Origin of the sequence: Paenibacillus cymbidii (assembly GCF_004764705.1) — a bacterium.
Taxonomy (GTDB): Bacteria; Bacillota; Bacilli; order Paenibacillales; family NBRC-103111; genus Paenibacillus_AN; species Paenibacillus_AN cymbidii.
On record NZ_SHLX01000015.1, the window covers coordinates 169469 to 193088 of the forward strand.

Below are 23620 nucleotides of genomic sequence, written 5' to 3' on the forward strand. Positions count from 1 at the left end.
TTATATGACTCATGACACCTGCGGAACACACGAAAGCATCCGCAAGTGTCATGATTCGTCTTATTCCTTATTTCTTGTTCGTAGCATCATATAATTTCTGGTATTCTTCCATAATCGCCTGACCGCCGGCATCAAGGAATTTCTTCTTGAAGGCTTCCCATTCTTTGTCGATATCCAGCTTGCCATAGGCGGCATTCGTTTCGAATTCGGTCACTACCGTTGTGATCGCAGTGCCATATTTGGCCAATGCTTCGTTTGTCCCGCCGAATGCGAAATTGACATCGTTGTATTTGATCGGACTGCTCATGGATATCTCATACGCCGGCAAATCTGATTTGCCAGCCAAATTTTTCTTGGCAAAATCCCATGAAACCGGCGCGAACCCAAAATATTGGGCGATGCCTTCCTCATTGATCTTATCAACCGACGAGTATTCCTTGTTCAATACGATAACGCCCGACTGATCCCGCGTATAACCCTTGCCTTCCTCTCCGTAGTACACACGGGTATAGAACTCTTCGTTCGCAGTCAAATATTCCTTAATCGCCATAATCCGCTCGATTTTCTCATCGCTTGTATTCTTGCCGAAGGCAAAACCATACCCTGCACGCGGAAATCCAAGCCCGCCTGCCCCTTTATCCCCGGTCGGACCAGCAAACGGTTTAAGAAAAGCAATCCGGGCAGCCGGGTTTTTATCCGTCACCATATTGGTGATATTCGCAGCTGTTGTGGATGCATACGACCATGGGTGGTCCGCCAACACGCCGAATTTGCCTTCGGACCATTTCGCTCGCTGCTGGGGACGCTGATCGGTAAGCGATTCGGGATCGAGCAAGCCTTCCTTGTTCCATGCCTGCATCGTCTTCAAATAGTCTTTGAAGCCTTCGGATATAGCAATCGGCGCTACCTTTCCATTCTTATCCGCATAGAAAGCGATATTCGAACTGCCAAATCCGAAAGCCCCTCTGAGATACAATTGAAGGCCATGACCGCCAAAAGTATCGTTTTTGCCATTTTTATCCGGATCATTGAACGTAAATCGTTTCAACATGTCATGATATTCTTCCAATGTTTCCGGCAGCTTCGCGATCCCGACGTTGTCCAGCCAATCTTTGCGAACACCCATGACCCAAGGCTGGGTATTTGCATAACCAATATAAGGAACAAAGTAGTTTTTCCCTTTGTATTGCATGGTAATGTCCGTTACATTTTTCCCAATCATTTCATCCACTTTTTTCATCCACGTTGGCATCAGTTTTCGCATCTTGTCCGGTGATATTTCTTTGAACAAGCCCTGATCGAGCAGCGGAGCGTAAGGAACGTTAAGATTAATGAAATCGGCTGTTTTACCCTCGGCAAAATACAAGTTAACTTGTTCTTTGTTGGACATGTCAAGGAGAACCATATTGATCTTTACATTAAACTTCTGTTCGATTAATTTCTTTGTCGAACTGTCCATCTTGTCGTTGGCCTTACCCGTTTGATTAAACCCAATCCACGAAATCTCCAGTTGCTTCTCGTATGGGTTCGCCGAAGCAGAATTGGAAGCCGACGCAGTAGAAGGTGTCGTCGAACTTGCCGTTGCCTTCACGGGCTCCTTGTTGTTGCCGCTACAGCCCGTTAGAATCATTACCGATGATACGGTAATGACGAGCCAAACGGCCACGCTTCTGAATAAAACCCCTTTGTGTCTTACCAATCCGATCACTCCCTGCTCATATTTGTTTGTTACACGCCAATCATAATGGCTACGCTTTCAAGAAAGAAATGCTTCTTTCATGCCTTTTATGCCGTCTTGATGACAAGGCCGCCATCAAAGGCTTCCATTTCGCCGCTCCCGTACAACTCAACTGTTCAGCTTGCGAAACTCCCCAGGCGTAATTCCCGTAGCCTCTTTAAAGATCTTGATAAAATGGTTCACTTTGGTATAGCCCAGTTGTTTGCTGATATCCTGAATTTTCAATTCGGGTTGCAAAAGCAATTTTTTGCTTTTGGCAATACGCGTTCGGGTCACATATTCGGTGAAAGTGGTTGCCGTGTACTCCTTGAAGATTCGGCTTAGGTAAGCCGGATTCAAGTTTAATTTTTCCGCCACTGTTGTAAGCGATATCATGTCGCCACAATCGTCCTCTATCATACGTCTTGCATGCTCAACATGCATATTCTTCTTCTCCCGGAAAGCATCTCCAATATAATCGGCGATTTTGGTTATCACATTTTCAAACCATTCCGACATCTCCAACCAATCATTCCTCTGAAGGAAAGCGGCAAGCAAGTGAGGACGTTCTTCAGGAACGATTGCATTCATATCGAGCGATAAATCCCTGACGGTTTCAATCAACTTTACAAGCAGCAACAAGAAGGCTTGCTGCACTTGCGGGAATGCAACCTTGGCCGCTTTCCCGCGCATGTCTTGCACCATATCGGCAAATACACTCAGCGCTTGCTGCTTGTCTCCATTTTTGAGAAACACGATAAGCGTAGTTTCCTTGTCCTTCGGGTAAGGGAGCGGGTCGTACGATTGCAATCTGACGTCTTCAATATAGACAATTTCGCTGTCGCCTGTCATATTGCGATAACTAAGCGACTCCTCGGCCTCCTTATACGCCTGCGGCAAATCTTCAATCGTGTGGCAGTAGCTGCCGATACCAACCGTGCAAACGATCTCGTGGTTGGTCAGTATGCTGCGCCTGATCGCTTCTGCCGCTGCGAAAACGGCGGATATTCCGTTCTCCCCGCAGTTGACAAGTACCAGGAAAACATGATCCGAGAGTTCAATCACCCATTTCGAATATTGGGAATCGATAGCAGATGAGATGGTATCAATGACGAGCAGATGTTTCAGCTTCTCCGTTTCAATGTTGAGCGGTCTGCCGTCTTCCTCGATAGAAATAAGCATCAGCCCTATTCCTTTCGTCTGCAGTCCGATCCCCAGAAAGCTAAGCCGACCTTCAATATCCTCCATTTGAAAAGCATTCTTCCTCAGCAGTGAGCGAATAAACTTTTCCTGATATGCAGGCAGACTCTCGCGCAACCGCAGCTGCAAGCGATTTCTCGTTTCGTATGCGTTCGTCAAGCTCTCGCTGATGACTTGAAATTCACCCTGCAATCGCTTCGAAATCCCTTTGATTCCCGTTGTTTCCGCAGGCTCCTTGCTCATGTCGGCTTGATGATCATTTTTAATGAACTGCAGCAGCCGGGAAACAGGCATGTACATGCGCCGACCTGAAACAAACGCCAAGCTTGCGGTCGCAATAAGCAGCAGAAAGGTAATCATGAAGAATAACCCGCGAATTCTCAAGACATTGCCATACATCTTATTCAAGTCCGTGACACTGGCAATTCTCCATCCGAGCAAGTCGGACGATTTCCAGGAGATGAGCAACCGGTCCTTGTCCACCATACTTTCCCCTGATTTGCCGCCTGCGCTTTCATCCAATTCCGCATGAACAATGGATGAGCGGGCAGAGTCAATCTGTTCCGCGGTTGAAGCCGCGCCATCGTAAAGCAACGGCTCTCCCTCTTTTGAGAACAAGATGAGTGAAGTTCCGTTGTCTATACCCAGCTTGCTGATCAAATTCGTATAAAAAGCTTCCGCATCCAGATTGATCACAACGGTATAATTGGATTCGGCCGGTCGAAAGGCAATGGGAATCACTCTTTTTAATGAACCATCTACTTGCTTGGCATCCCGTACGTCCATCATGATCGGGTAACCAAACACATTGGGCTTTAAATTCTGATCCCATCCCTGATCATAAAACTTGGATAGCGCATATTGCAAAGATCCGGATGTCAGCACAATTCCTCTGCTCGGATTGATGTAGTAAACGGAATATATAAAATCGTTTAACGACCGCAAATCTACCATGCTCTTCATCACTTTGGCCTTGCTATCGATGTAGCTGAGGATCGACTGCCCGCTCTCGGACCCTTGCCACTTCCCGATTTCCGTGAAATAATCGCCAAGCGGAGATTGATCAAATTCCACAAGCGAATTGTTAATGACCAAATGCCGGTAGCCATTGCCGATCTGTTTGACGACGAGTTCCATCGCATTTACGGTTTGATTCAAATAGCGGTCGTTGGCCAGCTTAATCTCTTGCCTCATAGAAGATTGAACATTGTAATAAAAAAAATAGCTCAGCACGACAATAGGCACCAAACAAATCAACAGCATGTAGGTGATCAATCGGAAAAGAAAGTGTTTGCGCCGGGTAAACCGCCATACTTTATCGATCATTACCATCTTCTCCATCGTTGGTCGGACGAGACGGTTATGTCTCTTTGGCCGAGTAATATTTCCTCTTTGGCAAGCTGAATTCGCTTTCATCTCTGAAAGATTCATTTATTATATCGGTCTTCAACCCAACTTACAATATCGGCACTCGATCCATTACAAGCATCCGGGCTGACCAATGCGCGGCATCTGTTGTACGCCAAGCTAGCCAAAAAGAAGCCGCGTTCCTTCGCGACTTCTTCCCATGTCGGATGCTGCACATCGACTGCTTCATTCACGATTAGAAAAAATCATCCGGCTTCCATCGCAGAACTCCCATATGATAGCGGTTATGGTAAGGCACCCTATTGGCATAATACCCCATGACGAGGGTGCCGTCTGCCAACTGCACGCATGAAGGATAACCTCCGTCTGTTGCGATTTCAAAGTCAACGATAAAGACAGGTTTGCTCCAGCTTGTCCCTTCATCGCTGCTTATTCTGGCTCCGATTCCAAAATTGCATTTATTCCTCATCCCGTAGGTGAGTAAAATCCTTCCATCCTGCAAATGCAGCAAGTGAGCGGGAATTTGCCCCGGCAGAGATGCCGCGCCCTTGGATGCCCATGATAGTCCGAAATCCTCCGAAATGAAAATCTCCAAGTGATCTTCCCCATGCTCGGTTGTCCGAACCGCAGCAAGCAAACGCTGTCCACCCAGAGACAGAATAGCAGACTCCCCGTTATGGAGCCGTTCTGCCTGATGAGCCGATGCGATAAAATGAGGTTCGACCCAAGATTTCCCTTGATCATAACTTCTCGCGAAGTAACTGAACATGATGTTTTCAAACTTGCCCTCTCGATTCATTTCCTTACGAAAGGAATACATCGATGATCCCAAGACGCCTTGACCATTGCTCACAATATCGCCGAATGGAACGATCGCCGAAGCATCTTCAGGCATTTCGACAGATCCCCCCTGGATCCAAGTTCTGCCTCCGTCAGCGGAACGAGATATAACGGGATCCAGTATTTTCCCTCTCGTGCCATGACAGGTTTCAATCACTTGCTTGTCATAGGGCACGACATTATCCCAACCCGAGCTGATCACAATCAATTCTCCGGAATCGGATAGTCCGGCAGAAACATTCATCCGGTTCCTGTTTGGCTGGTGAGGTCCTGGCTCGCCGCTCTTCCTCCAAGAGTACCCTTGGTCATCGCTAACCCAGCAATCCACTCCTCCTTCCGTAATCCCATGATTAGGCTTGTTGAATATGACGGCGGCAATCGACCCATTGGGCAATAACGTCAAATTAGGCCATGCGCATACGTTGTCTATTGCGATAAAGCTCTCCACTTTCATCACTCTCCACCCGATTTAAGTGTTGCAAACCAGCATAATTGCTTCTGTCCCGGCCTTATTGACTCTGTTCCTTATTTGCGTATGGAGCTGTCGTTCCAAATGGCCGGCGTCACAATCTGCTCGCGAATGCCGGCAAACCGGGAAGCGATTTCATGCCGCGTCGATTCGCGCAGCGCGGGAGCTTGCAGCAGGGAAACGTTCATCCTGACTTGCTCCGGCGTTTCCGCGCCGACAATGATGCTGTCGATGCCCGGAAGATCGCGTACGTACGAGAAGGCGAGTTCCGCGACGGACATGCCCTCGCTCTCGGCCATACGGCGCAAATGCGCCAGATACGGCGCTGCGTCACTGATCGGCGCCGGAAGCCGGTCATCATCAAGAAACAGCAGTCCGGTCAAATAGGCGCTGCGTGCAAATACGGATTTGCCTGCTCCCTGCAGCTTGTCAAGCATGCCCGTGCGAAGCAGACGGTGATCGAAAACGTTCATCGGCACCTGCACCAACTCATACAGGTCATCCTGGATAACCGGCCAGATGGCCTCGAATTCCCGGTCGACAAATGCTCCCAACGAGATGCCGACATGTCCGATCAAACCCTGTTCCACATAATCCCTCAATCGGCGCGTCACCTCGCGTCCGTGGTGCTGAAGAAGCAGCGGCCGATGCAGCATCATGCCCGGCAGACGCGACAGCCCCAAGACAGCGGCGGATTTCTCCAGCCCCTCGTCAAGCTGGCGAATCACCTCATCTGCCGTTACTCCGGGGCCAAAATGTTCGAAAAACCATTTGGAAAACAAGAAGGGAGTCGGCTTGCCGGCAAAATAGCCGCCGAGCACCTCTTCTGCGCTGCCATAAGCGGCAGCAGTGTCAAAACTCGTGATGCCTCCTTCAAGTGCAGCTTCCAATATGGCAAACGCTGTGGCTTGATCGGGCTGTCCGCTCCGATTGTTGATGCCGTAGGCAAGCCCAAGCTGGGCGGTACCAAGCGTCAGCCGGGAAATCAATGTTTTGTCCATACCGTCTCCTCTGCACTTTCATTTCATACGAGCATATCGTCGATGAATATCTCGCGGCCGCCTGTTTCCCGGCTGCGAATGCCGGCGATGACCAGCTTCATTAACTCGATCGTCTCTTCGAACGGGTAGGGATCGACACCTGTGCGCACATAATCGACAAAGCTTTGCAGTTGCGCTTTGAAACAATAGAACGTATCTTTCATCGCCGCAACGGCATAATCTTCTGTTCCGCATAACTGCAGCATGCCAAATGCGCCGAACATGTCGTCGACTGCGGAGATGACGATATCCGCGCCGCTGCCATGCTTCAGATGCACCAGATTCCGTGTGGCATCTCCGAGGTTGCGCACCGACAGGAAACCGGCCCCGACAATCGGGTAGATCGCCTCAAGTGCATGTATGCCGTATCGCTCCCAGCTTTTTGGCGTCGTGACGCTGGCAAAACGGATTTTACCGAGATTGTGCACCGATGCCCGATACGGCATAAATTCTTTGCAATAACGCATGCAGCTGGACGACAAGATGCGTTTCCCTTCCTTCCGCCACTGGATAAACTGGCGCAAGTCCGTTTCGTTATCAGCAAGCGGTTTGTCCGCGAACACCGGAATACCGGCCTCCACGAACGGTCGGCAGCGCTCCGCCTGCCCTTCGCCCGTTGGAATGATGACGGCGTCCACGTGGCCGATCACGTCTTCGGGTCGCTGCACCACATGCGGAATGAAGGCCGTAGCCGCAACGCGCAGCGCATCTTCCGGGTCGTCCGTCCAGATGTGGGTGACGCGGGCTCCCTCGATTTGAAGCTTGTCTTTCGGTTCTTTGCGCAAATAATCGCGAATTACGTGATAAGGACACTTCTCCAGCTCTTCCGAATGATAACCGTTGAAGATTACGCTCCACGAATACGGGTGGCCGTTCCCTTCTACCTTGCCGAGCATAGCCAGACGCAAGTCATTTGCCATCGTCTTCTTCCTTTCTCCGCAACAAAGGCTGCCCGCTGTTCAATTGATCCCGTCCGCTTCCGTTTTGCGGATACGCCGGTGATAGGGCGGCCTCGCGTAAGACTCTGCAGGAGGAACACCCATCGGGTTATGCTTGAATTCGTCCTTGCCGCGCACAAGATAGGCCAAGTAGTGCGGCGTTTTCGTCAAATCGCATTTCACATTGGTGCCGGAATACCGTGCGACGAAGCCGATCCTCCAGCGGTCGGAAAGATTGGCCGGCGAGCCGTGGATAACTGCATCGTCGTGCAAGGAAAAGCCTCCTGCCGGAATTGCCAGCGAAACCGCGGTATCTTCCCTATAGGCGCCGTCATCGAGCTCGAACGATAGAATGGAGCTTTTATCCGCGATTTTATGCTTGATGACGCCTCCCCGGTGTGTCCCGGGTATAACTTTCATCGCCGCGTTCCCTTCATCGACGTCTGTAAACGCCATCCATACCGTAACCGTATTATGCGGGTGCAGCGGCCAGTAGTAGGCATCTTGATGCCAAGGGACAATTTTCTCGGAATGCGGTGATTTTGTAATAAAATCGGTCGCCCACAGAACAAAATCCGGCCCGATAATATCTTCCACGGCATCGAGCACTTGCGGATGCGTGCAGAGGTCGTACAACCACCGGCTGGTACGATGCCAGTTGATCATGTCCGATGGCAGTTCCCCCTCCATCAAACTGCCGGTCAGCAATTCATAACCGGCCATGAGTTCCTTGCTGTCAAATACAGGCGGCAAGCCGACCAAATACCCATTCTCTTTGTACGATGCCTTCTGTTGATCGGTTAGACGGAACATGCAGCGTTCCCCTCCTTCTGCTTTAAGGCTCCTGCTCCGCTTTGGGCTTGAGCTTTTTTCAAACCGAACTGCGAACCTATCATAACTCCGCCGATCTTAAGAAGAAATGCTAGTATGATGACTTTTATTGCCCCTTTGATGACAAGCAACCAATTGCTGCCCTTATTTACTCTACAACCTTCCCTTGAAAAACCACCGTTTTCACTTCTATCCTCTCGGATACGATGACCAGATTGGCCAGCTTCCCTTTGGCTACGCTTCCTACGCGATGGTCCAGCTTTAACACCTTCGCCGGATTTAACGATGCCATAATGAATGCATCCACGAGACTTACATTGGCATGATTCACCATGTTCCTGACCGCTTTGTCCATCGTCAGCTTGCTCCCGGATACACCAATGCCTTCAATGAAACGGATATCCCCATGCTTCTCGTCATCCGCAGCTTTCGGCTGTGCGGTGCCGGCTTCATCAATCGCATCCGTAATAATAATGACCCGATGTGTTCCTTTTGTTTTGTGAATCAGTTTGCACATCAAAGGCCGGACGTGAATGCCACCCGCATCGGGAATAATCTCCGCATAAATGTCATCATGTACAAGTACAGCTTCATCCACGCCAATCTCGCGCGATCCGCGATACCGCGAAGGAGACGGTGTTGTACCCGTTGCGTTCGTGCAATGGCAGCCAATCTGAAGTCCCATGTTGGCAAAAGCGAATATCGTTTCTGCATCCGCTTCGGAATGGCCTACGGACAATGCGATGCCATAAGCGGCTGCCGCCTGTGCAAATTGAAGTTGTCCTTCCAATTCGGGGGCAAGCGTCCATACTTTAATCCGGTCACCGGCAAGCGATAGCAGCGTGTTGTATTCTTCGGGATCCACTGGTCGGATCGGTGATTCGATGGCGCCATATTTAGCATTGATGTAAGGCCCTTCCATATGAATGCCCACGATGAGCTCGCTGTAGGTTTTTGTTTCATTCATCGCCCGCACGATGGTTTGAACGCCCTCCAGTGTTTCTTCCCGGCTCTGATTATAGACCAAAGTGGGTAAGATCCCGGTAGTACCGAATTTCAAATGGGCACAGGCAAATGAATACGGCTGCTCCCACGACCAATGCCCCCCTCCCCCATGACAGTGAATGTCAATAAAGCCGGGGCCGACATAATGATGGTTGGCATCGATGAGTTGAGCATCAGCCGGCACATCGAAGCTTCCCTTCGGGCCACATTCCGCAATGAGATCATCGATAATGACAATGACCCCGTTCTCTATGATGGAGTGAGGCGTAACGATCTTCGCATTCACAATTGCTTTCACATTTTGCATCATTCATCGAACTCCAATGTTTGACATAACCTGCTCTACTTCGCCGTATATCCTCCATCCACCGGCAACGTCACACCCGTCACATACTTGGAAGCATCCGAAGCGAGGAATACAATCGTCCCGCCGATATCGCTGTCTTCCGCCATACGTCCGAGTAACGTCCGGTCGCTATAACGTTTCACGAACTCGGCGGATACCCGATCGGAAAGAAGACCTCCGGGACAAACACAGTTGCAGCGAATGCTCCGGGGACCATAATAGGCTGCGATAAATCGCGTAAAATTGATCAGTCCCCCCTTGTGAAAGAAGTAATCCGGGAGAAAACCGTTCATGTTTAAGCCCTCGTATAAGGTTGCATCCGCGCCGACCATCCCTTGGACGGAGCCAATGTTAATGATGGACCCTGCCCCATTCGCGGCCATCCAATCTCCGAACACCCGCGTGACTTCGAACAAACCCGTTGCATTGACTTGCATGCTCAGGGCAAAATGGTCCAGTGGATCGTTATAGTGCTTCACCGGGCGCAAGACAGCATTGTTCACCAGAATATCGCAGCACTCTTCCCGCTCCTTCAGCACATCTTTCATCGCACGAATCGTTTCCGGCTTTTCCTGGTCCATATAAAGGGCGGTCACGGAATAACCTTTCTCTGCATAACTTTTTTCCAATTCACCCAAGCCTTCGAAATTCCGAGTCGTTATATAGGTGCGCGCACCGGCTTCGATACAAGCCATCGTGATCAATTTTCCAAATAAAGCGGAACCGCCCGTTATGACGGCAACCTTATCCTGCAGTGAAAAACGCTCCAGTACGTTCATCTTATTTCCCTCTCCCTTTGTTCCATTCATTTCCGCCATAAATACTGGTACTGGGCTTTATAATTGACTCTTGCTGTGACAGTGCCTTTACGATGCCTTCCAAGTACTGGGTCACCCCAATGACATCTGCGCCTACACTGACAAAGTTGTACCCCATGGACACAATATCCGCCACATTCGCCACAGAACATAAAGTTCCGGCAAATTTGCCGTGCTTGCGGGCCAGATGCGCAATTTTTAGACGCGTTTCGGTGATAAAGGGATGATCCCATTGACCAGGAGCGCCGATCGCTTGACTGAAATCGCCGGGGCCAAAGAAGATCATGTCCATGCCGGGCAGCGCGATGATTTCTTCCAGCTCGGCAAGTGGTTCGGGATCTTCGATCTGCAGCACATTGAAACGTTGTTCATTCGCATCGCGCATATAATCGTCGAGCGGCATTGTGCAAAATGAGCCGTCCGCATTCCCGCCGTCGAGTGCCCGCAAACCAATCGGGTGGAACTTGGTTTGACGGACAATCTGCTTAGCATCCGCCAAGCTCATTACATGGGGGATCATAATGCCGGCAGCATCCATTTCAAGCGGGCGAATCAAGTTGCTGTAACTGCCCCGGGCGACACGAACGAGAACATCGACATCATAACCTTTGGCAGCCCATATTTGCTTCTCGATAATGGACCAGTCATTGGGCACATGCTCCATATCCGTCCATAAACAATCCACTCCACCCAACCTGGCCACGATCTCCGCGACGCGCGCATCAGCTAGATTCAGCTTTAAAGCAATCGCCGTTTCGCCATTTCGCATTTTCTTCAGCACTCTACTCGGTCTCATCGAACTTGCCATTTAGGTTCCTCCCTGTAAACGCCAGATCCACTGTTGCAAGCAAGACCTCACCATATGCCATATTCGTTGAATCGTTTGACGATGTAATTCGCGCCGATGACAAGTACGAGCGCGATGACATTCTTGAACAATCCGACTGCGGAGGAGAAACCGTATTGCGTTTCCAGAAGCCCAATCCGGTACACATAAGTGTCGATGACATCAGCTACGCTGTAGACGGCCGGGTTATACAGATTAAAAATCTGATCAAAACCGGCATTCATAATGCCGCCGATGTTCAGGATAAACAAAATCGTCATGATCGGGATAAGGGCCGGAAGCGTAATGTAAACGATTTGTTGAAAGCGGTTCGCGCCATCAATGGTTGCCGATTCGTACTGCTCTTGATTAATGCCCGCGATGGCGGCCAAATAAATAATGCTTCCCCAGCCGATGCTCTGCCATATGTGAGTGACCACCAACATGCCGACAAACGTATTCGGATCTGCCAGAAAATGAATCGGTTTGCCGCCGAAAAAGGTGATTACATAGTTGAGCGCGCCTCGCGATGGCGACAATATTTCTGCCAAAATACTCGAAAGAATAACCCATGACATGAAGTGCGGCAAATAGGACACGCTTTGGACGATTTTTTTGAACTTGGAGTCCCTCAGCTCGTTAAAGAGCAAAGCAAGAACGATTGGCGCCGGAAAACCGAACAAAATATGCAAGCCACTGATCGTCAGCGTGTTGCGAATGATTCGCCAAAAAAAAACGTCATGGAAAAATTGCTCAAAATAAGCGAATCCGATCCAGGGACTGCCGAGAACGCCATCGATAAATCGATAGTCTTTGAAAGCGATAATGACGCCATACATCGGAACGTAGCTAAAGAGGATGAAGAGAATCAACGCGGGAACGAGCATCAAATAGTAAAATCCGTATTTTCTGAAATTGACCACGTCTTGATTCATACGATTACTCCTTTGCTTATCGTGCAACTTCTAATTTTTTTCCATCTCCTTTTATCGCTATCCAGTCCTGTGAATGACTTGCTCACTCCCTGCTCCTATTGGTGTATTCCAGTTAAGCATACTTCTGCAGGATCAAGGATGGGAATGCCGCATTCATGATGTTTATTGCCTCTTTAGTGACAAAAACCAGCAAGGGGATTAGGAAATAGGTCATCTTTTATAGCCTATATCGTCTAAAATGGGCTGCCGACACAAAATAGCCAGTGATTTCACTGGCTATTCGTGTCAATATGCCCGGGTCGGGGCTGTTTGGCCAAAATAACCAGCGTTTTCGCTGGCTATTTTCGATGCAGCTCCCGAAACAGGGCAAATAGGCCATTTTCCATGGCCTATTTCACCAATATTACCTTCACGCGTCCACTGTCTCATTTCCTGCAGCCGTAATGCGCAGCTGCTGCCCTGCCGCCAGTTTGACGTGCAGCCGGCGCCGGTCGTCAGCCGAAGCGGCGGCTTCTCCGTCGCTTTCCCACGTGCAGGCGTCCAGCCACGCCGGCCATTCAAGCGCAAACGCCGCCGCGCGCTTCGCTTCAATCCGCGCTGCGAACGTTCGTTTGCGCCGGTCCCACTCCATATCGATCGCGCCGCAAGGAAAACGCATCCGCTCCACGCTGCCGGCAGCCCAAGCCGCTGGCAGCGCGGGCAAGAGGCGGACCGAATGCTCCGAAGCGAACAACAGCATTTCCTGCACAGCCGAAACGAGGCCCATATTCGCGTCGAGCTGCACGGGAGCGGGATGGAAAGGCAGCGTAACCCCCATGCCGCGCCAATCGTTGTGCACGGTGAAGAAATTGTTCAACAGGCAGGATCGCGCCAACAAGTGCAAACATTCCAGCGCCTCATCGCCTTGCTCCAGCCGGGCGAACAAATTGGCCAAATGCGTCAGCGACCAGCCGCTTTGATCGCTGATCCCGACAACGCTGCGCTTCTCCACCGCGATGCGGCAGGCGGCAAACAGCTCCGGCTCGCAACGCGCCGTAATTTCCGCCCCCGGAAAAAGCGGATACAGATGGGAAATGTGCCGATGGTTGTAGTTGTCGTCAAATGCCGGATCCATCCATTCCTTCAGCGCTCCGTCCGCATTGATCTGGTAAGGCGGTATGCGCCGCAGCATTTCCTCCCATGCCGGGATGTCACCCGGGTATGCGCCCACGGTCCGGCAGCCCTTCACGAGATTGCCGAGCAGTTCCCTGGCGATGGCAAAATCGAGCGTCGCGTTCGCAGACGTTGGCATCGGATGATCGAGATGGCCGGCTTCCGCCGCCGCCGCGTGATTGGCCGGCGAATTTTCGGGCGAAACGGAAGGGAAGCAGTAAAAATAACCGTCGGGACCCAGCGTAAAAAAGTCCCGATAAAATAACGCCGCCTCGCGCATAAACGGCAGCGCGCGCTCGCGCAAAAACGCCTCGTCGCCGGTGTACGCATAATACTGGTAAAAATGCTGCGCCAGCCAGCCCGCGGCCCCGGTCCAGTTGGTAATCACCGGCACGAGCACGGCGGGAGCCCCGTGTCCCGGCGCCGTATAAGCGGGAATATAGATCCCCCGCGCGCCGAACAGCTTGCGGGCGTTGTCCCTGAATTGCGGCAGCATCGCTTCGTAATAAGCGAACATGGACAGGAGTTGCCCGGCCATTCCGCCGGCGGGAGCGTGCCAAAGCATCATCTGCACGTTTTGATTGGCTACGTATTGACTCCATATCGGTGTATAATCGCCGCCCCAAAGTCCATATAGCGTGCTCGGATTCCCGCGATCCCCCGTCGCCGAAAGCAGCAAATAGCGGCCGTATGCCCACAATTTTTCGATCATGCGGGCGGACGCTTTGCCGTCATAGGCTTCCAGCAGCAGCTCTTCGTTCGATCTGTCATCGTCATCGTCGCCAAGATTCAGTCGCATGGAATGGAAAAGCGGGCGATTCAGCCGGACATGAGCGTCCAGCAGTTCCTCGTAGCTTTCGCCGAGCGAGGATAATTGCGCGCGGAGCTCATCCCACCTCTCTTCCCGGGAGCCTCCGACGAACAGCTTGATCAGCAGCAGCAGTTCACCTTCACCGGCCGCCGCCAATCCGCCGCCGCTCTCTTCGGCCTCGATCCGTCCGCGCTTCGCCACGATGCGGCATACCGCCCCAAAATCGGCGCCGTCGTCGTTGCGCGAGGCGTAGCATAAACAATCGCCGCGAGCGACGGTTTCGGCATACCGGACCAAGTCCGGATGCGGCGCGTGCACGGCGTCTTGCGGGTCGTGCAGCGCAAGCCGCACCCTGGCCCGGATTTCCCCGGCATCGGCAGCCTGGATCCGGCAAACGATCGTGTCGGCGGCGCGCGAAACGAACAGGCAACGTTCCATCTGCCGGTTGCCGTCCTGCCAGCCGACCGTCACTTCCCCCATCTCCATGTTCAAGACACGCCTGTACCGCCGAAACCCTTGACTTACCGGCATGACGATGCTTAAATCTCCCAGAGGAAGCGGGGTCGGCAGCTCGGGGCGATAGCCGCTTGCGAGCAGCGTATCCGCGAGCAGCCGGTTCGCCGCCGCATATTGTCCCTCCGCCATCAGCTTCCGCGCGGCAGGCAGCGTCGAGCCGACGTCGGGCAGCGGCATCGGCTTGCCGCCACGCCACAGGTCCGTATGGTTCAGCAGCACCGTTTCGTCGTGAACGCCGCCATACACCGCCGCACCAATCGTTCCGTTGCCGGAAGGCAGCGCTTCCCGCCATTTGTTTTTCCACCAGGAGGCCGGGCTTCTCATCACGAGACAATAGCGATTCCCTGAACTCATGGCGCTACCCTCGCAAAATTCGGCTTCAGCTGCGCGAGCCGGTCGGAGCAGCCGTCCAGCGCTTCTTCGCGAACAACGAGCCCGTCGATCGTCAGCTCCATCCCCAGATAACCGGTAATGGCCGCCAGCAGGAAATGGTACTGCTCGGCCAGCAACCCTTCATAGCCCGAGGGCGAACCGTCCCGCTTGCGCCAGTCGATGCCGGAATGAAGCCCCCCGCTCAAGCCGCCCTTGCGCGCCAGCGGAGCGAGCTTCATGAACAGCTCGTTCGCTTCCTTGCGCAATCCCGTCTTGTACAGCGCTTGCAGCAAATAATAACACTGGTGATGGGTGTACGAGCCGTTCTGGTACACGCCGACCTGGTCGCTTCCGTCTTGCTCGACGCCTTTGCCTTTCCAATTGTTGTGGCACACGGCCGGGATCGGATCGAGGTAAAGCGGAAGCCCGTATTCATAGGCGGTAAAGCCGGATGCGGCCAGCCGTTCCAGGTAAGCGAGCAGCAGCGGCTTCGCCAGCTCTTTCGGCACAAGGTCCAAAGCGATTGCCGCCCCCAGGTGGATGCGCGAATGAAACCCGTATTTTTGCCCGTTCGCGTCCACCCACTGCATGATTTGACCGCTCTCCCGATCGTAAAACACCTGGCAAAAATTCGCTTTCAGCCTCGCGCTTTTTTCCCGCAGCCTGCCGGCAAGCTCCGCTTCCTCCAGCCGCTCCAGCAGTTCCGCCGCGCGGTTATACGCCCGGTACGCGTGCGCATTCACATACGATTCCAGATGCCCGCTTCTTACACTGTCCGACCAGGACGCCGTCATCACCGGAGCCGGATCGGACGGCACGCCGGAGAAGGAGCACGCCGCGAGCCCCGTATGCGGATCCTCCAGCTCGCCCAGTTGCTTCACCTTCAGCAGCAAATAAGGCTTCATCCGCAGCGCCCACTCCCAATTTCCCGTCGACGCGACATACAGCCAGACGCAATCGATGATGGAAGTGACGGAATTGGGAAATTCCCTGTGGTTCGAATAAACGTTGCCTTCCGTTTCGAACAGCAGCTGCTCCGCACTGACGCGGATCAGCTCGCGCGGCGATAAACCGGGGGCCAATTCGGGCGTGTAAGCTGCCATTTCCGCATTGTAAAACGCGCTGATCGCCACGGAATCGGCGACGGAATTGTTCGCGAATCGCGCGAGCTCCGGCCGGAAGCCGATTCCGCAGAGCCACGCGTCGGGCAGGGCGCCGAGTATCGTTTCCAGGCCGGCAAAAGAGTAAAAAGGCGGCATTTCCCACCAGCCGAACAGACTCGACCGGTCGCGGTTGCCGAACGGGAAAATTTTGGTCAGCTCGAATTCCAGCTCGACGCTGCCGCTGCCTTGCGGCACCTCGAACAAGCCGTTCGCAAGCGGAACGGCGCCGGCGATCAAATCGAGCCACAGCTCCCCGTGCACGCGGAACGGCGCCACCCTGCCGCATGCTTCCGTATCGTCGCTGCTCTCCTTGACCGCGATGCGCATCGTGCCGTAGTTCGGGCTGTTGACGACAAGCGGCAGCCGCACCAAACCCGCCGGTCCCGCGGTGTCCGGCAATGCCAGAACCGTCGTGACGGAGCGGTACAAATCGAACGGCAGCCGCAGCAAAGCGAATTCGCTCGTGACGAACGGCTTCAGGCAGGTCCAGTCGATTCGGAGCGAAAATCCTTTTTCCTTGATCGTATACGCATAAGACAAGACCAGCTCCGGCACGATCCGGATATTCCGATACATCACGCTGCGGCCGTTCACAACGACCGTGCCGCCGCCCGCTTCGCTGGAAACGCGCCTGCCGTCCCGCATGACGACGGGAAACGCCCCTTGCGTATTGCTGTCGCACAGCAAATTGTCCGCTTGTTTGCCCTGCCCCAGCGTATCCCATCCGATGCGGGGCAGCAGCGCAAACGCCGTTGAAAACGCGATCGAAAAAATCGGCGTCTCATACGCGACAGCACCTGCAGCCTCCACCGCTTTCACCCTGTCCGTCGCCGGCGGCTCGTGGCAAATGCCCAGCTTCTCGAACATGTGTTGCCTGCGCGAGCCGGCAAACGGCTCATAAGCGTTGACCTCTCGTCGCTCCAATGGCAGGAACGACGGCCTGCCTCCCGCATCCCGGTTGGGCGCAATAGCATCGGCGCAGCGCAGCCGCACGGAGCGAAAATAAGGGACGAGCGGAAACGCTGCCGCTTCCGGCCGATTCACCACAATCCGCAAGTTATCCGCAAGATAGGGCTCCCATTCGATCAGGAACGGTTTCCCCGCTTCCGGTTTGCTCATGTCCGCTTCCTTCAGCAGCTTCCAGTCGTTCTTGTAATCAAGCGACGTTTCGAACGTCACATCGCCAAGCGGCTGAGCGGCCACCACCTCAATTCCCGTGATCGCAAGCCTCTCCGGGAACTGAACCCACAGATGCTCCTTGCTCAAGGTCGGGCGGCCGTTGCCGTCATTGCTCCAAAGAAAGTTGGTCAGCAGCGCGAAACGGTCCTCCAGCGGATAAAGCGAAATCGAAACAGGCGGCATAAGTCGGCTCTCCTTCTTGTTTTCATTTGCCCCAACCGAACGTTTTGGCGATTTCGGCCATTTCTTTTTGCCCTTCCTGGTACTGGCCTTTATCCAAAAATGTTTTGTACGCCGTATCCCAGTTTTTGTTGAACGTTTCGTCGTCCTTCGCCGTGTACAACGTCGTCGATACTTTCTGGTACAGGTCGCCCCAGATCCAGTTGCCGGCGGCGGAAGACACCTTCGTGCCGCCGGACAGCAGCACATTGTTGCGGTCGAGATTTTTCGTGCTGATGATCGTCGTCGCCAGCGTCGAAATATCGGTCACCGCGAACGGGTAGCTCTTCTGCCACGAAACCGGCACGTAGTGGATAAAATGCGGCGCAGTGGCAAACGCCTTTGCGCTTGGCGCGAATTTGGGAGGCAGCAGGCCGAGACCTTTGTTGTAATACTGCTCATCCGCGATCGTATTCGGCTTGTAGTCGGCGAGCGCCTGATGCAGCGCTTCGTCCTTGAACACTTTTTTGCCGTCCTTCATGACCCACAGGCCCAGCGATTCCGGCCCCCAGATAGCCAAATCGAGCGCTTCGTCCGAATAGAACCAGTCAAAATACTGCAGCAGCCGCGGGATATCTTTAAAATCCTTCTTCACGTAAAACTCGCTGTGCACGAGCGAAAACGGATCGATGCCGGGGTAGGTGACGCCGGCCAGCACCGGCATCGGGATCGGATGATACATGAGGCCGGGCGTTATTTTGTCCACGGCCGCGTTCGCCGCACTGTTGTCCTGCGCGAAAATGTAAGCGGCGACTTTGCCGGCAACAATTTTCTCCTGCAGCTGCGCTTCTTTTTCGACAGGGAAATCGGGATCGATCAATCCTTCCTTATACAGCTTGTTCATATATTGGTAAAATTCCTTGGCGTGCGGCGCGGCGAGCCCGGTTACCACCTGCTTCGTGTCGACATCCCAATACCAGGTGTATTGGAACCCGAACATCGTGCCGAAATGACCCTGGAAATAATTGGGCATATCGAACGGAATGATGCTGCTGTCAAGCGCTTTCACTTTTTTGAAAAATTGATACAGGTCGTCCGGCGTTTTGATCGGCGGATCGATTTGCAGCTCTTCGAACGTCGGCTTTTTGCCGGTCTGATTCGCTTTCTCCTGCACCTTCTTGAGCGGGGTAAATTTGTAGCCGAGCTTCTGGAGCAAATCCTCGCGCAGCAGCAGCGTCCAGTCGGCGTTCGGAACCGCGCTCGGGTCGTTGTCGAATTTGGGATCGACCGTATCGATCTGCACGTTCGGCACGCCCCACAGCTCGCCTTTGTACAAGCCCGACGTCCAATCCTTCTTGGGCAAATATTTCATCATATTCGGCATATACTTCTCGATGAGCGGCCCAAGCTTCTCGTATTTGCCGCTGTCGGCGATGAGCTGAGACTTGCTGCCCGCCTCGATGACGTCCGGCAAATCGCCGGATGCCAGCATCAGATTGAATTTGTCCGTAAACGTCATGCCGTTCGGCAGCTTGTCGATATTCGATACTTGAATATTGAATTTCTTCTCGACGATCGGCGTAATGACATCGCCGGGGTTGTTCATGAACGGATACGTCTGGTCGCTGGTACCCATGAAGTACGAATATTTCAACAGCGGCGGCGGCGTTGCGTCCGCCGTTTTGCCTGCGGACGAATCCGCAGCTCCTTTGTCGCCCGAAGCTCCTTCCTCCTTCGATTTGGTGCAGCCGGATAAAACGATTACCAACACCATGACCAGCGCGATGAATGCGCTTACCGATTGGAATCCTTTCCCCTTCATGTTTTCACCCTCCATATAATGTAGTATAAAATAAACGCCGAAAATCGGCGATTATTACCGGACGGTCAACCTTTCACCGCGCCCAGCATGACGCTTTTGATGAAAAATCGTTGAAAAAACGGGTAAGCGAAAACGATCGGGACGACAGTAACGATCAATACCGCCATACGCAGTGTTTCCACGCTGATTTTGCGCTGTCCGTTCGCCATCTGCATCAGCTGCTCGAAGTTGCTCACCGTCGCCTGCTGCAGCACCTGCTGCAACAGCAGCTGCAGCGGAGCAAGCTTCGGATTGGAAACGAACAGCGACGCGTCGAACCACGAATTCCATTGTCCTACCCCGACGAACAGCGCGACAGTGGCGAACGTAGGCAGCGACAGCGGGAAGTAGATGCGCCAAAAGATCGTAAAATCGTTCGCCCCTTCCAGCTTGGCCGACTCCTCCATGCTTTCCGGAATGCCCTCGAAATAAACGCGCATCAGCAGCATGAGAAACGTGCCGAACGCCCCGGGCAAAATGTACACCAGAAAATGATTCATCAGCCCCAGATCGTGAATCACCACGTAGTAAGGAATCAAGCCGCCGCCCACATACATGACGATGATAAAAAGCACGTTCAACGTGCGCCGCCAGACGAGCTGCGGCTTCGACATGCTGTAAGCGGCCATCCCGATGATCAGCGTGGAATACGTGGTGCCTGCCAAGGTCCGCGCAACCGAGATCTGGGAAGCGTGAAAGATGTCGTTATTCAAAAACACCGCGTGATAATTGTCCCAGGTAAATCCGACGGGCAGCAAGGTGACGTGTTCGGTCATCACGGCAACGCCGTCGCTGAGCGAATACGCCAGCGCGTACAGGAACGGATAAATCATCACAAAGCAAAGGACGACGAGCAAAGCTCCGACAATGAGATCGAACCAGGAAAGTTTTCTGGCCATCGACAATGGAATTCCCTCCCGCATGCTAAATCACCGATGCGCCTCTCCATTTTTTGGCGGCGAAGTTTACCGTGAACAACACGAACAACGAGAATACGGATTGAAACAACCCGATTGCGGTAGCGTAGGAATATTCGCTCCCGAGCACGCCCTTGTAGTAATTGATGACATCGATGACATCGGAGGACGAAGCGACCAGCGGATTGCGCATATTGAGATACGCGTCCAAATTAGGCGTCATCGTGCCGTTCACGCCGCCGTTGCCGCATATGATCGTCGATACGGTCAGGATGAACAGCAAAATGACCGTCGTCGATATGCCCGGCAGCGAAATGTGCCGAATACGCTGGAACCGGTTGGCACCGTCGACCTTGGCCGCCTCGTACAGCGATGAATCGATCGCGTTCAGCGCCGCCAGGTACAGAATCGAATTCCAGCCGATTTCTTTCCAGATGGTGGCGAATACGATAATCGCCCAGAAAAAGTGCGGCTCGCGGAAAAAGGGTATCGGCGAATGCCCGAGCTTCATCAGCAAAATATTGACGATGCCCGAATTCGCGTCCAGCATCCGGTAGAACAGCCCGCCGACGACGACCCACGAAATGAAGTGCGGCAAGTACGATATGCTTTGCACGACCTTCTTGAAGCGCGTGCCCATCATTTCATCCAGCGCAATGGCAAGCACGATCGGCAGCGGAAAAACGAGAATGAGGCAAATGACATTGATGCCGACCGTATTTTTAAGCGCTTGCCAAAACTCATGATCTTCAAAAAACGCGACAAAGTTGGCAAACCCGACAAAATCGCTATGTGCGAAGCCCTTGAGAATATCGAAATCCTGGAAAGCGATCACGATCCCGAACATCGGCAAATAGTTGAACAACAGCACATGTACCAGCGCCGGCACAAGGAATAGCAGCAAAATCCATTGTTTTTTGACCAATCGCAAGCTGTTCAAAACAAGCCTCTCCTTTGCGCAAGCCATTCTGTTTCTACTTCCATGGTAGTGGTTCGCCTCCGCCTTATGAATCCGTAATATTATAGATGTTTGTATGGCAAATTAAAGATTGCGAATAGGCGGCAGGAGATCAAACGGCGAATATCCGGCGAGACCGGCTCCTCGCTCTCCGCTCCCGCCCCCTCGCCCCTGTTTGAAACATCGCAAAGCGCGCCGCCGGCGTCCTCCCCTCCACCAGCTCGCCCATTTCGACACCGGTTTAAGCCGATTTTTTAGGTTCCCAATCACCGGCTGCCTACGCATACAGCGTCGGGGACGAGGGATGTTGTTAGGTTAACGCGGAACAGCAAGGGGATTGCGAAATAGGCCATTTTTTATGGCCTATTTCGTTAAAAATGGGCAGTGACCACGAAATAGCCAGTGATTTCACTGGCTATTCGTGTAAATCTTCCCGGATTGGGGCTGTTTGGCCGAAATAACCAGTGTTTTCATTGGCTATTTTGGAGAGGCTGCCCGTTTTAGGCGAAATAGGCAATAAAACATGGCCTATTTTGCAAGACGCTTCATCGGAGTGGAGCGGCAGTGAAACCAACCCGGCTCGCGCAAAAAAGACACGGGTTGTCCCGTGCCTTGCAGGCGGACGAGCTTTACTTTCGGTTGCCTCTGTACTCGCGGGGGCTTTTTCCTTCGATTTTGCGAAATTGGCTGTAAAAATAGTTGAGATCGCTGTACCCAACCTGCTCGGCTATGGCCGTAATCAGATCGTCGCTCTCCGCCAGACGCTTCATCGCCTGCGCGATCCGGATGTGGTTCAGCCACTGCGACAATGACATGTTTTTTTCCTTCTTGACCAACTGTCCCAAATAAGTCGGGTGGATGTAAAACATTTCCCCGAGCTCCTTCAGCGTTAGCGGCTCGGCATAATGTTCGGCCAAATAGTGCTCCAGCTGGCTGACGATTTTGTGCGGACGCTTCTTCTGCACCTCCGTATCGTAAGTGATCAGCTGCTTGCAGAATCGCTCGAACCATTGCCGCAAATCATCCAACGTCCGCTTGGTCATTAGCGAATCCAGGCCGCCTCCCGACGCTATCATTTGATGGACGCTTCCATTGCTGTCATGGATTGGCTGGATCAGGCCGACCGTCGCTTCGACCAGCAAATGTTTAACGACGCGCTCGGACAGCCGCTTGCTCTGGTATTGCCGGAATAAATCGCGAATGAAGCCGGTGAACCGCTCCTCGTCTTTGGCCGCAATCGCCTCGGACAACGGCTTGATATCGATGCGCTGCGGTTCTTCTTCCCCCTCCGCCAACGCTTGGCTGCCATCGGCCAGTAAAACCGCACCTTTCCCGAAAAAAAATCGCTGCTCCAGCGCCAAGTACGCAGCCTTGTAGGAAACGTTCAGCTGGGCGATGGAATCGACGACGGTGCCGATGCCTATGCTGACGCTGAACTTGCAGCACCGTTCGAGCAGCCGCTTTAATTCCTCCGCCCAAACCGGGCATTCCGTCATACTCGGCTGCGGATGGTTCCAGACGATTCCATAGGACAAAGCGCCTTTTTCGAACCAGTGCAGCGTCCCGTTCGTGTGCAAACGCGAGTAGTCTTGCAAAATATTTTCCACGATAAACCGGTTCAGCTCGATTTCATGATCGTCCAGCTCCAGGAGCGATTCATCGTCCAGCTCGAGCAAAATGACAGTTCCGTAACGAAACGTCCAAAGGATATCGAGCGCATCCAGATCGGGATGGCGATCCCCGCGCATGATTTTGACCCACTGGCGGTTCTGCTCGTAGCGGCTCAGCTGCGACAGCTTGCGCTTTAGTTGTTCGCTTTGGATCACGTGGCTACGTATTTTTGCCAGCAAGGGGATGAGCTGATCCTCGTCGACCGGCTTCAGCAAATAATCGGTCACGCCAAGGCTCATCGCTTTCTGGGCATACTCGAAGTCCGAATAGCCGCTGATGCAGATGACATGCAAATCCGGCAACGCTTCCTTCGCCAGCCGGATCAGCTGCAGCCCCGATATGCCGGGCATGCGTATGTCGGTAATAAGCAGATGAGGCCGAAGCTGCATCATTTTCGCCAAAGCGCTGTCCCCGTCGTTTGCCTCGCCGACAATTTCGTATCCGAGCGTTTCCCAATCGACAAGATTGCGCAGCGTCTCGATCACCCGGAACTCGTCATCGGCGATTACGATCGATATCGCCATTCTC

Annotated in this window: 16 protein-coding genes; all 16 read right to left on the reverse strand. The window is 53.0% G+C overall.

What is annotated here, in order from left to right; all coding sequences use genetic code 11:
• Positions 1-67 precede the first annotated feature (67 nt).
• Positions 68-1699, reverse strand: a complete 1632-nt coding sequence (locus tag EXY20_RS20980) for a DUF3502 domain-containing protein (protein WP_135554059.1) — start codon at positions 1697-1699, stop codon at positions 68-70.
• Between the two features lie 147 nt (positions 1700-1846).
• Positions 1847-4243 carry a helix-turn-helix domain-containing protein gene (locus EXY20_RS20985; protein ID WP_167859397.1) on the reverse strand — a complete coding sequence of 799 codons (2397 nt, stop codon included), beginning with the start codon at positions 4241-4243 and terminating at the stop codon, positions 1847-1849.
• A gap of 277 nt (positions 4244-4520) precedes the next feature.
• Entirely contained in the window at positions 4521-5579 is a 1059-nt protein-coding gene (locus EXY20_RS20990) for a sialidase family protein (RefSeq protein ID WP_135554061.1), read from the reverse strand.
• 71 nt (positions 5580-5650) lie between these two features.
• Positions 5651-6595: an aldo/keto reductase gene (locus EXY20_RS20995; RefSeq protein WP_135554062.1), complete on the reverse strand. Its 945-nt coding sequence runs from the start codon at positions 6593-6595 to the stop codon at positions 5651-5653.
• A 23-nt stretch (positions 6596-6618) separates the two neighbouring features.
• On the reverse strand, positions 6619-7554 hold the full coding sequence (locus EXY20_RS21000; RefSeq protein WP_135554063.1) for a Gfo/Idh/MocA family oxidoreductase: 936 nt from the start codon (positions 7552-7554) through the stop codon (positions 6619-6621).
• 39 nt (positions 7555-7593) lie between these two features.
• A complete protein-coding gene (locus EXY20_RS21005) occupies positions 7594-8385 on the reverse strand; it encodes a phytanoyl-CoA dioxygenase family protein (protein ID WP_135554064.1) in 792 nt (263 codons plus the stop codon).
• A 166-nt stretch (positions 8386-8551) separates the two neighbouring features.
• Positions 8552-9718 carry an N-acetylglucosamine-6-phosphate deacetylase gene (nagA, locus tag EXY20_RS21010; protein WP_135554065.1) on the reverse strand — a complete coding sequence of 389 codons (1167 nt, stop codon included), beginning with the start codon at positions 9716-9718 and terminating at the stop codon, positions 8552-8554.
• A 32-nt stretch (positions 9719-9750) separates the two neighbouring features.
• Complete coding sequence (locus tag EXY20_RS21015; RefSeq protein ID WP_207671311.1) at positions 9751-10533, reverse strand: SDR family NAD(P)-dependent oxidoreductase; 783 nt, start codon at positions 10531-10533, stop codon at positions 9751-9753.
• Between the two features lies 1 nt (position 10534).
• Entirely contained in the window at positions 10535-11380 is an 846-nt protein-coding gene (locus EXY20_RS21020; RefSeq protein ID WP_135554066.1) for an HpcH/HpaI aldolase family protein, read from the reverse strand.
• 47 nt (positions 11381-11427) lie between these two features.
• Entirely contained in the window at positions 11428-12333 is a 906-nt protein-coding gene (locus tag EXY20_RS21025) for an ABC transporter permease (protein WP_135554067.1), read from the reverse strand.
• 409 nt (positions 12334-12742) lie between these two features.
• Positions 12743-15166 carry a glycosyl hydrolase family 95 catalytic domain-containing protein gene (locus tag EXY20_RS21030; RefSeq protein ID WP_135554068.1) on the reverse strand — a complete coding sequence of 808 codons (2424 nt, stop codon included), beginning with the start codon at positions 15164-15166 and terminating at the stop codon, positions 12743-12745.
• Entirely contained in the window at positions 15163-17709 is a 2547-nt protein-coding gene (locus EXY20_RS21035; RefSeq protein ID WP_135554069.1) for a glucosidase family protein, read from the reverse strand. The genes EXY20_RS21030 and EXY20_RS21035 overlap by 4 nt, the downstream gene beginning before the upstream one ends.
• A gap of 22 nt (positions 17710-17731) precedes the next feature.
• The gene (locus EXY20_RS21040; protein WP_135554070.1) at positions 17732-19507 is read right to left on the reverse strand and encodes a type 2 periplasmic-binding domain-containing protein; all 1776 of its coding nucleotides are present in this window, start codon (positions 19505-19507) and stop codon (positions 17732-17734) included.
• Between the two features lie 65 nt (positions 19508-19572).
• Entirely contained in the window at positions 19573-20445 is an 873-nt protein-coding gene (locus EXY20_RS21045) for a carbohydrate ABC transporter permease (protein ID WP_167859398.1), read from the reverse strand.
• Between the two features lie 25 nt (positions 20446-20470).
• Complete coding sequence (locus EXY20_RS21050; protein ID WP_167859399.1) at positions 20471-21403, reverse strand: ABC transporter permease; 933 nt, start codon at positions 21401-21403, stop codon at positions 20471-20473.
• Positions 21404-22050: 647 nt separating this feature from the next.
• Complete coding sequence (locus EXY20_RS21055; RefSeq protein ID WP_135554073.1) at positions 22051-23616, reverse strand: response regulator; 1566 nt, start codon at positions 23614-23616, stop codon at positions 22051-22053.
• Between the last annotated feature and the right edge of the window lie 4 nt (positions 23617-23620).